We start from the raw sequence: 12,625 nt of genomic DNA, 5'->3' as shown, positions 1-12,625 counted from the left end.
CCGTTTCGACGGCTCGGCGTCAGCCGCCGAGCCCACCGGTCAACATACTGCGCGTGCCGACACCGTCGTCCACCGCCGCAGGTCGCGATGTCTCGACAGGGCTCCTAGGTGCCCTGCAGGACCAGCTTCGGGGTCGGGGCCGACGACAGCGGGATGCGCTCGCGCTGCAGCATCCACGACGCGATGGTCTCGAACAGCGGCGCCGCGGACTGACCGCCCGTACCGTCGCTGCTGCGTGACGGGTTGTCGAGCATGATCCCGACCACGAACTTCGGGTGATCGGCGGGGGTGATCCCGGCGAAAGTGATGTTGTAGCTCGAGTTGGAATAGCAGCCACAGTTCGGGTTGACCTGCTGCGCGGTGCCGGTCTTGGCGCTCACCTGGTAGCCGGGGATCGCTCCCTTGGAGCCGGTGCCCTGCTGTTCGCCGGTGGGATCGGACTGCACGATGGCGCGGAACATGTCACGGACCGTCGTCGCGGTCTGCGGGCTGACGACGCGGACACCCGCCGGCGCGTCCGGTGCGTCGCTCCCGGAGACCGACTTCAGGATCCGGGGCGGCACACGGAGACCGTCGTTGGCGATGGCCTGGTACATGCTCGTCATCTGCAGCAGCGTCATCGAGAGGCCCTGTCCGATGGGCAGGTTGGCGAAGGTCCCGCCGGACCACTGACTGCGGGCGGGGACGTCGCCCGCACTCTCGGCGGGCAGGTCGACGCCGGTGCGCTGTCCGAGTCCGAAGCGCTGCAGCATGTTCGCGTAGCGGTCCTCACCGATCTGCTTGGCCAGCATGAGGGTTCCCACGTTCGAGGACTTACCGAAGATGCCGGTGGTGGTGTACGGCGCGACCCCGTGCGACCAGGCATCGTTCACCGTGACCCCGGCCAGCGAGATGTTGCCGGGGACCTGGTGGACCTGGTCCGGCGTGGTGATCCCGTACTCGATGGCCGCGGACGCCGCGACCAGCTTGTTGACCGATCCGGGTTCGAACGGTGAGGTGACCGGGAGATCGCCGAGCTGGGCATTCGGCTGCTCGGCAAGGGGTTTGGCGGGGTTGAAGGTGTTGTCGTTGGCCAGGGCCAGCACCTCGCCGGTCTTGGCGTCCAGCACCACCGCGGAGGCGTTCTTCGCGCCGGAACGGTCCTTGGCCAGCTGGACCTGCTGCTGGACGAACCACTGGATGTCGGAGTCGATGGTCAGCGCGACGGTCTTGCCGTTCTGCGCGGGATGCACGTTGCGGGTGCTCCCCGGGATCACTGCGCCGTCGGAGCCGCGATCGTAGGTCTGCGAACCGTCCGCACCGGCCAGGCTGGAGTCCATCGACGACTCGAGACCGATGAGGCCGTTGCCGTCGAAGTCGACGTCGCCGACGATGTTGGCCGCGAGCGGGCCACCCGGGTAGAGACGGATGTCCTGGCGTTCGGCACCGACCTCGGGGAACTCGTCGGTGATCTTGCCCGCCGCCTCGGGACTGACCGATCGCGCGAGGTAGACGAAGGTCTCGTTGCTGGTGAGCTGCGCGAGCACCGAGTCCGCCGAGACGGCTCCACCGAGGGCGTCCTGCACGCCCTGGGCGATCTGCTTGAGTCGGGTCGAGGCATCGGGCGACGAGGCGTTCTTCGCGTGCGCCTCGTCCATCGCCTTGCGTTCCTTGATCGGCTGGAACGTCAACGCCTTGGCCTCGTCGGTGTAGGCGATGGGGTTGCCGTTGCGGTCCTCGATGGCGCCGCGCTTGGCGGGGAGCACCTCGGTGACCGTGCGCTGATCGGCCGCCTCGGCCGACAGCCCGGAGGATTCGACGGTCTGCACCATGAGCAGCTTGCCCGCCACCAACGCGACGGCGACACCGAGGACCACCACACCGAGTCGGGTACGTGTGATGAACTGCGCCACACCGTCACCGCGCGCGGTGACGGTCGCATCGGACCGGATCGGACCAGAGTGTGCGCGGCGCGGATGCCCCGTCGAATCGGAGCGATTGCGGGCACCGGACCGCGTCGAGTTGCGCGCGCTCGACGGCGGGCGGCGGCGGTTCCCCGCGCTCACCGCGTACGTCCCGAGAACAGGCCGGCGGTCGACCGGTGGGTGTCGGTGCTCGTCGTCATGACCTCAATTGTCCACTCTGTAAACGTTTTCGACGCACACCCGGCTCGGCGTGGCGTCGCGGCAGATCATCGCGCCTGCTGTGACGCCGCGGGTTGCGCACCGGGGAGTTGCGGCGCGACAGCCGTGGACCCGGACGCCGCGGCCGGCGCCGACGCCTGTGGCAACACATTGGCCGCGATCGGGCCGGTGGGCTGGGTACCGTCACCGCTGAGGTCGGCACCGGGCGCGGTCTGCGTCGAGGTGTTCCGCGCCGAATTGTCACCGGCGGTCGAGCCCGGCTGCGGGACAACGGTGTTCCCGGTCGACCCCCCGCTCAATGACGGCGCGGGTGACCCGGTCGCCGCGGTGATCTCCCCCACCACGCGACTCCGGCCGTCCGGACCGACGACCAGGCGGGCCACGTCCTTGGCGGGGATCATCCCCTGTTTCGTTGCCTTCTCGGCGATCTCGGGTGCAGAGTTGCCGGCCTCGAATTCCTTCTTGAGCGCGTCTCGACGATCAGAGAGATCCTGGTTGTTCTGCTTGGCGACGGACAACTCGTAGGAGTCCTGGGCCGCGGTCGTCGACAACCACAACGTCAATCCGAGTCCGACCGAAAAGATGCCGATCACCAGGACGACGAAGGGCACCCGCCGGACCATGTCGCCGGGCGAGCGGCTGACTCGCTGCAGGAAGTTCTCGTCGTGGCGCCGTCGGCCCGCGATGGTCGCGGTCGACCGCTGGGTCGCGCGCTTGCGCCTGCGGTCGATGGCGCGCTGCGCCGCCGGCGACCGGTTCTCGCGCGGGCGGTCGGCGACGCCGGTTCGGTCGGCGCGTCGACGACGGTTCGTCGCCGCGGCCTCGTCGAGGTCGTCGACCGGCCCCTCGTCACCGATCGTGACACTGCCGTCGGTGACGGTCATCGCTTCTCCCTGCTGATCTCGATGCGTTCGACGGCGCGCAGGCGGACCGGCGCCGACCGCGGATTGGACTCGATCTCGTCGGCGTCGGCCTGCTCTGCACCCCGTGTGAGCGCCGCGAACTCCGGCGCGGTGCCGGGTAGGTCGAACGGGAGTCCGGGCGGCGAGCTCGACGAGATGCGTTCGGTGAACTCGCGTTTGACGATGCGGTCCTCGAGCGACTGGTAGCTCATCACCACGAGCCGCCCACCGACCGCGAGTGCGTCCAACGCCGCGGGTACCGCACGTCGCAGCGAGTCCATCTCGCCGTTGACCTCGATCCGCAACGCCTGGAACGTGCGCTTGGCCGGGTGTCCTCCGGTGCGTCGGGTCGCCGCCGGGATGGCGCGGTACAGGAGTTCGACGAGCCGTGCACTGGTGTCGAACGGGCGATCCTCGCGTTCACGCAACACGGCGGACGCGATCTTGCCCGCGAACCGTTCCTCGCCGTACTCGGAGAGGACCCTGGCCAGTTCGCCATGGCCGTAGGTGTTGAGGACGTCGGCGGCGGTGAGGGGATCGTCGGCGTTCATGCGCATGTCGAGCGGCGCGTCGACGGAGTAGGCGAACCCACGCTCGGCCTGGTCGAGCTGCATCGAGGACACCCCCAGGTCCAACAGCCCCGCCTGGTAGGTGTCGTGCCCGGTCTCGACCAACACCTCTGCGATCTCGTCGTATCGGTTGCGTGCGAACGTGATCCGGTCGGAGAACTGCGACAACCGCTCCGACGCCGAGGCGATGGCGTTGTGATCGCGGTCGATCGCGACGACGTGGACGCCCGGGAACGTGGAGAGGACGAGCTCGCTGTGTCCGCCGGCGCCGAGGGTGCCGTCGACGAAGACCGCGCCGCTGCCGTCCGGGGACTCCGCGGTGAGCGCCGGGCTGATCAGATCGAGCATGCGTGCGGCCATCACGGGCACGTGACCGTGCTCGCCCGATCGTCTGGCCACGGAACGCCTCTCCGCCTGCGACGGGATGTTCCGTCGGTGGTGCTGTGGTGCCGACCCCGGTCGCCGGCAGCACGGGATGTGCCCGTGCTGTCGGCGGGGCCGGTGGGTTCGAGCGGTGAGTCCGGGTCTCTGCCCGGCGACGCACCTGGCGCGGGGGAAGTGCGCCAGGGTCGTCATGATGCACCTGGCACTGGGGAAGTGCGCCAGGGTCATCTCGGGCAGAGGCCTCGACTCGCCGTCCGACATCGTGCTAACCGGCTGGGGTCGGGGGTACCGCGTCCGTCACAGGATTGCTCCGAGTGCGGGGTTGTCGGCACGAGAGAAGCTCTCCTCGTGCTGGTTGTCGTACTGCTCCCAGGCGTCGGCGTCCCAGATCTCCACGTGATCGATGTTGCCGATCACCACGCAGTTCTTGGTCAGCCCGGCATACTCCCGGTGCTTGCCCGACAACGTGATCCGACCCTGCGCGTCCGGGGTCATCTCCTCGGTGCTCGACGCCAAGCCGCGCTGGAACATGCGCGCCTTCTCGTCGACCTTGGATGCAGCGGCGGCGCGCTGCGCGAGGCCCGTGAAATCGACGGGGAGGTAGATCGCGAGGCAGCGGTCCTGACCACGAGTCACCATCATCCCTTCCGCCAACTGATCTCGGATCTTCGCGGGAAGCGTGAGCCGTCCCTTGTCATCCAACTTGTGCGTGTAGGTGCCGAGAAACATGTCGACACCTCCTGCCGGGCGGAGGAGCGAGTCCGGCACTCCCTTCCTCCGGGCACCACACTACCCCACTTCCCCCCACTTTCCACCCCCATATCGGGTTCCACACCTACAGCCGACACATATCAGCAGTTCAGGGGGCATAAACAGCGTGGGGGGAAATTGTCCGCACGCAGGTCATCACACGATCCCCACCTGGGGTTATGCGACGCCACATCGCCCCGCCGGGCACGGATCGGCCCAGCGGGGTACGTGGTGGAGAGAAGTGGGGAATTCAGGGACGGGCCGTAGACGACAGCAGCCGCGCATCTGTGTCGATGCGCGGCTGCTGTGGTGGCGTGTGTGGAGCGGTGCTACTCCTGCTCGAAGCGACGGTTGAAACGTTCTTCCATCCGCTCACTGAACTTGCGCGACGGTCCGCCGCGCGCTCGTCGCCCACCCGAGGACTGCGACGTGGGTCCCGCGGACTCCGGCGCCGACGACGACCCGACACCCCAGAGGGCGAACAGGCCGGCGGCGAACATCACCAGGAAGCCGACGAGACTCAGGATCGGGAACCCGCCGACGGTGATGTCGACGACCAGACCTCCGATGAGGAGGACCAGGCCGATGACGAAAACGACTGCCGCCTGCAGACGACGGCGAGCCGTCGATCCGCCCATGCGGCGACGACGAACGTTCGACGCGAACTTGGGATCTTCGGCGTACAGCGCGTTCTCGATCTGTTCGAGCATTCGCTGCTCGTGCTCCGAGAGTGGCACCGCCCCTCCTTCAGCACTAGGTCCGTGGCCGGACGACTCGAGCGGTTGTCCGGAACCATGTGTCCGGGCAGCCCTGGCCCGCGTTACGGGCCGTTGACTCGATGATACGAGGTGATCGACAACTCGACCACTATTACCCGCCCCGAGTTCGGAAACGACCTCGACCGGGTGACCGTCGAGACCCGTCGGCGAGCCCGCGGCACTCACGCCGACCGTGCCGGGCTGTGTGCGGGAGAGGTCGGACCGGGGCGGCCCTGTTCGTACGCGAGGACCTGCGCCTCGACGTCATCCAGGAAATCCTGCAGGCGCGCCCGTGTCTCGCGCACCCGCAGCGCGTCGACCTCACGGACGATGCCGACCTCGATGTCGGCCCGCAGACGGGACAGACCGGCGAAGTAGGTGGCCCAGGTGGTCATGGACGGGATCGCCCGCGGCAGCCGGGCCCAGGCGTTCGCGGTCCCGCGACGAGGCCCGAGCGAGGACTCGCCGATCGCCAACGCAGCCCCGGCCGCGCGCAGCGCGGAGACGTACAGCTCCCGGAGCTGATCGGCGGGGCCCGGCGCGTCTGCAGCCAGGGTCGCGAGCGAATCGGCCTTCTCGAGGAGGTCACGTGCGCGGGTCACCACACGTGGATCCGGCGTCGTCCGCTGCGGTGCAGCCATGTCGATCACCCCTTCGATGTGCGTTCACTCTGTTCCAACACGAGCCGGGTCCGTTCTGCATCCGATCCGCGGCGTCAGATCGGTCACGTCCGTGTCGATCCGTTGTCTGCAGGTCTACTCGGCACCACCGACACAACCGGTGTACGACGACGATGTGGACATCGGACCGACCCGGCGGCAAACGCTTCCCTCGTTCACCGCCGAGCCGACCTCGGTCGTCGGGTAACGATTGACTCGTCGCGGAGGTTGAGTATTCGAACACCCGTTCGACATATTCAATATAGCCATCCCCCGCACAGGTCTCAAGAGGAGGCGATGAACTCGTGTCCGTCCGCTTGGTGGACCTCACGGCCGACGATGTCCATCGTTGGCTGGGGCCTGCGCTCGACGTGTACGTCGCGGCGATGAACTATCCCCGCGGCACCCAGACGCACCGCACGCCGCTGTGGCGGGACCACATGAACCGTCCCGGGTGGCAGGCCGTGGGGGCCGTGGAGACCACCGTGTCCACGCCGGTGAGCCCGGCGGGCACCTTCGTCGGCGATCCCCCGACGCTCGCGGGGTCGACCACCGAGACCCTGATCGGCATCGCCTACGGCTACCGCGGCGCCGAAGATCAGTGGTGGAACCAGCAGCTGCGTGCGGGACTCCGTCAGGGCGGGTACACACGAACACAGATCGACGACATCACGCGCAACTATTTCGAGCTCACGGAATTGCACGTGCACCCGTCGATGCAGGGCACCGGAACCGGCCAGCGGATGCTGACCCGACTACTGGCCGACCGCCCGGAGGACAGCGTGTTGCTGTCCACCCCGGAGGTGCCCGGCGACGACAACCGCGCCTGGCGTCTGTACCGACGGCTCGGCTTCGGGGACATGCTGCGCCATTTCGGTTTCACCGGCGACCCGCGCCCGTTCGCGGTGCTCGGCCGTCGCCTGCCCATGAACTGACGCCCCCGGTGACGAGGGCGACCGACACGGCCATCCACCGAGGGGCCGCGGACAGGAGCAATGGACCGATGCGCGACACGATCGTCATCGGCGCGGGACACAACGGTCTCGTAGCCGCCGGGTACCTCGTCCGGGCGGGACGCGACGTCCTGGTGTTGGAACGGGATTCGATCCCGGGTGGGGCGGTGTCCACCGTCGAGCGGTTCCCCGGGTACCGCGTCGACCGCGGCTCCTCGGCCCACATCATGATCCGACACACGCCGATCATCGACGACCTCGATCTGCACGCCCACGGACTGCGTTACATCGACTGCGACCCGTGGGCGTTCGCGCCCGCCGCCGACGGTCGTGAGGCCATCGTCTTCCACAGCAGCCTCGACGCCACCTGCGCGTCGATCGAGGCCTCCTGCGGGGCGTCCGACGCCGACGCCTACCGCCGGTTCGTCGGCGTGTGGGGCCCGCGGTCGGCGTCGGTGATGACGATGTTCGGTTCACATCCGACCGCCGGCTCGTTCGCCCGCGCCTTCTGGGGCATGCCGACGCGTGACGGGGTGTCGGGTCGAGCGGCCGGGATGAACCTGTCCCAGGAGTTCCTCCGCTCCGGCGACGCCCTGTTGGACAGCTGGTTCGACTCCGAACGACTCAAGGCGGCGCTGGCGTGGTTCGGCGCCCAGTCCGGGCCGCCGATGAGCGAACCGGGCACGGCCCCGATGGTGGGCATCGCCGCACTGATGCACACCCTGGGCCCGGGACGCGCGATCGGCGGCAGCGGCGCGCTCACCGATGCGTTGGTCAGCCGACTGCGCAGCGGCGGCGGCGAACTCGCCCTCGAGCAGCCCGTCACGGCGATGACCTGGTCGGGAGATCACTGGCAGGTCACCACCGGTGACGGCACGGTCCATCGGGCGCGTTCGGTCGTCTCCGCGTGTCACATCGTCACCACGCTGGACGCGTTGTCGGCGGGCGGGTACGACGCCGACACCGTCGGTCGCTGGCGGTCCCGCATCGAGATCGGACCGGGCATCGGAAGCGCGATCCGGGTGGCGACGACGGCGCTGCCCGCCTACACCGGACTGCCCGAGGGGCTACCCGCGCACGGCGTCCACTCCGGCCTCGGACTGTTGGTGTCCGACCGCGCGCATCTCGCGGCCGCGTACGGCGACGCGCGGGCAGGCGAGGCGCCGCGCCGGCCGGCACTGGTCGCGATGAGCTACTCGGCGATCGATCCCACCCTGGCCCCCGCCGACCGTCATCTGGTCACGCTGTGGGCCCAGTGGTATCCCCGGCATCTCTCCGGCGGCCGCAGTTGGGCGGAGATCGCCGATCGGGCCACCGACGACATCGTCGCCGAGATGGATCGGCACGCACCGGGTTTCGGGCAGCAGATCGAGCACGTGTACACCCAGACGCCTGATCGGATCGAGGACGAGCTCGGCCTCGTCGGCGGCAACGTGATGCACGTCGAGATGTCGCTGGACCAGATGTTCATGTTCCGACCACACCCGGATCTGGGCGGCCACCGGGTGCCCGGTGTCCCCCACCTGTTCCTCGCGGGGGCGTCCACCCATCCCGGCGGCGGGGTGAGCGGCATCAGCGGCGCGCTGGCGGCCGACCTGGTGATCCGCGACGCCGACGGTGTCGCCGGCGGGGTACGTCGGACCGTGGCGGCGGTGACCGCACCCTTGCGTCGCCGGATGCCGGGCTCGCGGTGACCGGCGACACCGCCACCGTCGCGACCCGGACCGCGCGGTCCGCGTCGATCCACACCCTGGCCGTCACCGGACTCGCGGTGACGATCGGCGCCCAGATCGTCTACCCCCTTGTGCACGGCTCGACGCGGGACGCGACGACGATGGTGGTCCTGTGTGCCGGCGTCATCGCCATGGCCGCCGATGCCGTCGGCCGACGGGGTGCACTGCGCGGGGCCCTGGTCATCCTCGCGATCGCCGTACTCGCGTTCGCCTTCGAGGTCGTCGGCACACGGACCGGGATCCCGTTCGGGGACTACACCTACACCCAGGGTCGGATCGGGCCGTCCATCGCGACGGTGCCGATCCTGATCTCGGCGGCCTGGTTCGTCGGCGCCTACAGCGTGTGGCGGGTGTCGGTGTTCGTGCTGCCGCATCGGCCCGTCCTGCGGATGCTCGCCGCGATCGTCGCCCTGGTGGGGTGGGATCTGTACCTCGATCCGCAGATGGTCGCCGCCGGACTGTGGCGATGGGGCGTCGACGACGCGGGGTTGCCGGGTATCGAGCAGATCCCGCTCACCAACTACGCGGGATGGGCGCTGCTGGGGCTCGTGGTGTTCGGCGTGCTGTCGCTGATCGACGCCCCCGACCGCACCGGTGTCCCCCGACCGCACGACACGACCGCGCGTGTGCCCGTGGTCCCGCTGACGTGGTTCGCCTGGACGTGGCTCGGATCCGCGGTCGCTCAGGTCTTCTTCCTCGAGGACGGCACCCTGCGGTCCGGGATCCCCTACGCCCTCGTCGCGATGGCCGTGCTCGGGGTGCCCGCACTCGCCACGGCCACCGGATGTCGCCGTTGACGGCACCGGCCTGGCACGATGTGCGTGTGCTGGGAATGAGATCGGCGTCGCAGAAGCGCTCACCATCGACACACCGTGGGCTGCGGGTCGTGCTCGCGGCGCTGATCGCGGCTCTGTGCACGGTGGCGCTGAGCTCATGTATGGACCGCTCCCCCTACGTCGGCGACCGGCTCTGGGGCGATCTGGTCGTGGCGGAGAAGTCGACCGGGCAGGGGCAGTCGACCAAGGGCCCGCAGATCGAGGTCCCGCAGTCCATGGCCGGCAGTGTCGTCGCCGCGGCCTACGACGAGAACGGCATGGTCGGTACCCGCGTCACCTACACCGCCCTGCCCGTCGGCCAGTTCAATCAGCTCGGCGACCTGCTGCTCGAGGCCTACCCGAACTCCGCGGTGAGCCTGCAGCTCACCACCAAGCGCAGCGGCGACGTGGTCCGGTTCCGCGGCAACGCCGACCTCGCGAGCCTCACCCCGGGACAAGACCTGCTGGAGCTGACGGTGCAGTTCGCAGGCGGCATCAGCGCGACCAACGGAACCCAGTCGTCCGACGACACCGTGACCTGGAAACCGGAGGCGGGCAAGGTCAGTGACCTGACCGCGGAGGCGACCTACGCCGATCCGGGGACCGCCGCGTTCGGTGACTGGACCTGGGTGCTGGCCGGGCTGACGCTGGCCGTCGTCCTGGTCGTCGGCGGTATCGCCTACCTCGCCCGCGACACCTCACCCCGCCCCGGGGCACCGGCCCGGCGAAGCTGACGCCCGTGACGGTGGGGACCGTCCTCACCCGGTTCTCGCTCGGGCTCAGTGCCCTCAACGCGTTCATGGCCCTGGTCAACACGCGACGTTTCCGCGGGCTGCCCGCCGCCTCCGCTGCGATCTCCGGACAACTCGTGGTGTGCGTTCCCGCCCGCGACGAGGGCCCCCGGATCGGCGACCTGATCGCCGATCTGCGCGCGCAACGCGGCGTGCCCGACCTCCGGGTGATCGTCTACGACGACGGTTCGACCGACGACACCGCCGAGCGCGCACGCGCGGCCATCGACGACGACGACCGCATCACGCTCGTGTCCGGCGCGGCGACACCACCGCCGCCGGGGTGGACGGGCAAGGCGTGGGCCCTGCACCGGCTCACCGAGACCCTGCCACCCACCGAGACCCACCTGTGCTTCGTCGACGCCGACGTCCGCCTCGGCCCGGACGCGCTGGCCCGGGCGGTGCACGCGTTCGCCGCGCTGGACGACGCGGGCACCCGGCGCTCGCCGGGACTGCTGTCGGTGTGGCCGCAACAGCTCTCCGGTTCGGCGGCGGAGGCCCTCGTCCAGCCGCTGCTGTCCTGGTCGTGGTTCGCGCTGTTGCCCCTGATGATCACCGAACGCCACCTGCGTCCGTCCACCGCCGTCGCCAACGGGCAGTTCCTGCTGACCACACGCTCACGTCACTCCCGGGTCGGCGGACACCGTGCGGTGGCCGGCAGTCTCACCGACGATCTGGACCTCGCGCGCGCCTACCGGCAGGCCGGGTTCACCACGCACGTCCGTGCGGGACACGACGACATTTGCTGCCGGATGTACGGCGGTGCAGGCGAACTGCGATCCGGATATCGACGGTGGTTGGCCACCGAGGTCGGCGGGACCGCAGGCGCGCTCGTGGTCGCCGGCCTCGCCCTGGTCGGGTACGTCTGGCCGGTGGCCGCGCTGGCCACCGGATCCCGGCGGCCGGGCGCAGCGGCCCTGGCCTTGGCCGCGGGGTCGCGCCTGGCCGCGCGGGGACACGAGGCCGGGCGGATCACCCGTACCGATGTGATGTCCGCTGTGGGCCATCCCGCGGCGACGACCATCACCGCCGCAGTGCTCGTCGACTCCGCTCGGCTCACCCGCTCGGGTGCTCTGCGCTGGAAGGGACGTCCGGTCGGTCGATCAGGGGACGAGGACGTCCATCCCGAGACGCTGTAGCACCTCGGTGGTCGCACGGGCGAAGTTCAGGCTGCAGAAGTGCAGACCGGGCACGCCCTCGGCGATGAGGCGTTCGGACATCTCGGTGGCCAGGTCGATACCGACCGCGCGAACGGCCTCCCGGTTGCGGTCCTCGTCGTCACCCGCGGCCCGCGACAGGCGCTCGTCGACGTCGGCGGGCAGCGTCGAGTTGGACAGCTCGAGCATCCGGCGCACCGACGCCAGCGAGGTGATCGGCATGATGCCCGGGATGATCGGCTTGGCGCCCTGCTCGGGGTCGGCCGCGACCACCCGATCCCGCAGACGCAGGTAGTCGTCCACGTCGAAGAACATCTGGGTGATCGAGTACTCCGCACCCGCCCGCAGTTTCGCGACCAGGTACTTGGTGTCGTCCTCCAGGGTGGGCGCGCGGTGATGCCCCTCGGGGAACGACGCGACCCCGACCTGGAAGTCGCCGAGCTCGTCGACGAAACGCACGAGTTCCTCTGCGTAGGCGACGCCGTCGGGATGCTTGACCCACTCGCCCAACGGGTTCCCCGGCGGATCGCCGCGCAGCGCGAGGATGTTGGTGATGCCCTGGTCGGCGTACGAGCCGATCAGCGCACGCAGTTCGGTGAGGCTGTGGTTGACCGCGGTGAGATGCGCGACGGTCAGCAGTGTGGTGTCGCGGGCCAGCTGCCCGGCGATCCGGACGGTGCGGTCACGCGTACCGCCACCGGCGCCGTAGGTCATCGACACGAACGCCGGACGCAGCTGTTCGAAGATCCGTACCGCACGCCAGAGTCGCTCCTCGCCGGCCTCGTCCTTGGGCGGGAAGAACTCGACCGAGAACGGCACGGGACCGCTGTGTGGCTGCGACAACTGCGAGACGACAGAGGGTGGTCCAGACGGTGTGATCACCACGCCAGCATACGGACACCCTGTGACCGGGTGCGCGGCGTCTCGTACGCCGATCGAACGATCGGGGTGGGCGCCCTGCCCACACCGGACCGACGCCGACCATCGGTAGGGTTTGAAGAATGCCCCGCTCCCATCCGCAGCATGTGGAG

The 12,625-nt window shown here is 69.5% G+C and carries 12 protein-coding genes; 5 read left to right on the top strand and 7 right to left on the bottom strand.

Annotated features, from left to right (window positions below):
• Nucleotides 1–104: 104 nt before the first annotated feature.
• The 6 genes from JHC79_RS08520 to JHC79_RS08495 all read right to left on the bottom strand — a co-directional run bounded on the left by JHC79_RS08520 (nucleotide 105) and on the right by JHC79_RS08495 (nucleotide 6,127).
• The gene (locus JHC79_RS08520) at nucleotides 105–1,892 is read right to left on the bottom strand and encodes a penicillin-binding protein 2 (RefSeq protein ID WP_296389727.1); all 1,788 of its coding nucleotides are present in this window, start codon (nucleotides 1,890–1,892) and stop codon (nucleotides 105–107) included.
• 278 nt (nucleotides 1,893–2,170) lie between these two features.
• Entirely contained in the window at nucleotides 2,171–3,007 is an 837-nt protein-coding gene (locus JHC79_RS08515) for a hypothetical protein (protein WP_296389726.1), read from the bottom strand.
• Complete coding sequence (gene rsmH / locus JHC79_RS08510; protein ID WP_296389725.1) at nucleotides 3,004–3,993, bottom strand: 16S rRNA (cytosine(1402)-N(4))-methyltransferase RsmH; 990 nt, start codon at nucleotides 3,991–3,993, stop codon at nucleotides 3,004–3,006. The genes JHC79_RS08515 and rsmH overlap by 4 nt, the downstream gene beginning before the upstream one ends.
• Before the next feature lie 282 nt (nucleotides 3,994–4,275).
• Nucleotides 4,276–4,707 (bottom strand): division/cell wall cluster transcriptional repressor MraZ, encoded by a 432-nt coding sequence (gene mraZ / locus JHC79_RS08505; RefSeq protein WP_253661966.1) that lies wholly within the window; start codon nucleotides 4,705–4,707, stop codon nucleotides 4,276–4,278.
• Nucleotides 4,708–5,057: 350 nt separating this feature from the next.
• Nucleotides 5,058–5,465, bottom strand: coding sequence for a DUF3040 domain-containing protein (locus JHC79_RS08500; RefSeq protein ID WP_296389724.1), 408 nt, complete (start codon nucleotides 5,463–5,465; stop codon nucleotides 5,058–5,060).
• A 203-nt stretch (nucleotides 5,466–5,668) separates the two neighbouring features.
• Complete coding sequence (locus JHC79_RS08495; protein WP_296389723.1) at nucleotides 5,669–6,127, bottom strand: SAV_6107 family HEPN domain-containing protein; 459 nt, start codon at nucleotides 6,125–6,127, stop codon at nucleotides 5,669–5,671.
• 323 nt (nucleotides 6,128–6,450) lie between these two features.
• Here JHC79_RS08495 and JHC79_RS08490 point away from each other — a divergent pair, with 323 nt between their 5' ends.
• The 5 genes from JHC79_RS08490 to JHC79_RS08470 all read left to right on the top strand — a co-directional run bounded on the left by JHC79_RS08490 (nucleotide 6,451) and on the right by JHC79_RS08470 (nucleotide 11,576).
• On the top strand, nucleotides 6,451–7,080 hold the full coding sequence (locus tag JHC79_RS08490) for a GNAT family N-acetyltransferase (RefSeq protein WP_296389722.1): 630 nt from the start codon (nucleotides 6,451–6,453) through the stop codon (nucleotides 7,078–7,080).
• A gap of 68 nt (nucleotides 7,081–7,148) precedes the next feature.
• Nucleotides 7,149–8,792 (top strand): NAD(P)/FAD-dependent oxidoreductase, encoded by a 1,644-nt coding sequence (locus JHC79_RS08485; protein ID WP_296389721.1) that lies wholly within the window; start codon nucleotides 7,149–7,151, stop codon nucleotides 8,790–8,792.
• Nucleotides 8,789–9,628: a carotenoid biosynthesis protein gene (locus tag JHC79_RS08480; RefSeq protein WP_296389720.1), complete on the top strand. Its 840-nt coding sequence runs from the start codon at nucleotides 8,789–8,791 to the stop codon at nucleotides 9,626–9,628. Before JHC79_RS08485 ends, JHC79_RS08480 begins: the two co-directional genes overlap by 4 nt.
• Before the next feature lie 26 nt (nucleotides 9,629–9,654).
• Nucleotides 9,655–10,380 carry a DUF3153 domain-containing protein gene (locus JHC79_RS08475; protein ID WP_296389719.1) on the top strand — a complete coding sequence of 242 codons (726 nt, stop codon included), beginning with the start codon at nucleotides 9,655–9,657 and terminating at the stop codon, nucleotides 10,378–10,380.
• A gap of 5 nt (nucleotides 10,381–10,385) precedes the next feature.
• Nucleotides 10,386–11,576, top strand: a complete 1,191-nt coding sequence (locus JHC79_RS08470) for a glycosyltransferase (protein WP_296389718.1) — start codon at nucleotides 10,386–10,388, stop codon at nucleotides 11,574–11,576.
• On the opposite strand, the gene metF is transcribed toward JHC79_RS08470, so the two are convergent.
• On the bottom strand, nucleotides 11,541–12,473 hold the full coding sequence (gene metF / locus JHC79_RS08465; RefSeq protein WP_296389744.1) for a methylenetetrahydrofolate reductase [NAD(P)H]: 933 nt from the start codon (nucleotides 12,471–12,473) through the stop codon (nucleotides 11,541–11,543). The two genes, JHC79_RS08470 and metF, sit on opposite strands and share 36 nt — an antisense overlap.
• Nucleotides 12,474–12,625 lie beyond the last annotated feature (152 nt).

Source organism: Williamsia sp. (genome assembly GCF_016462415.1).
Lineage (GTDB): Bacteria > Actinomycetota > Actinomycetes > Mycobacteriales > Mycobacteriaceae > Williamsia_A.
The sequence above is the reverse complement of the archived record's forward strand: the minus strand, read 5'-3'. Positions and strand labels throughout refer to the sequence as shown.

Bases quoted from the DNA above. Each gene is read 5' to 3' on its own strand.
- JHC79_RS08515 (WP_296389726.1), bottom strand. From the start codon at position 3,007: ATGACCGTCACCGACGGCAGTGTCACGATCGGTGACGAGGGGCCGGTC.
- mraZ (WP_253661966.1), bottom strand. From the start codon at position 4,707: ATGTTTCTCGGCACCTACACGCACAAGTTGGATGACAAGGGACGGCTC.
- JHC79_RS08495 (WP_296389723.1), bottom strand. From the start codon at position 6,127: ATGGCTGCACCGCAGCGGACGACGCCGGATCCACGTGTGGTGACCCGC.
- JHC79_RS08485 (WP_296389721.1), top strand. From the start codon at position 7,149: ATGCGCGACACGATCGTCATCGGCGCGGGACACAACGGTCTCGTAGCC.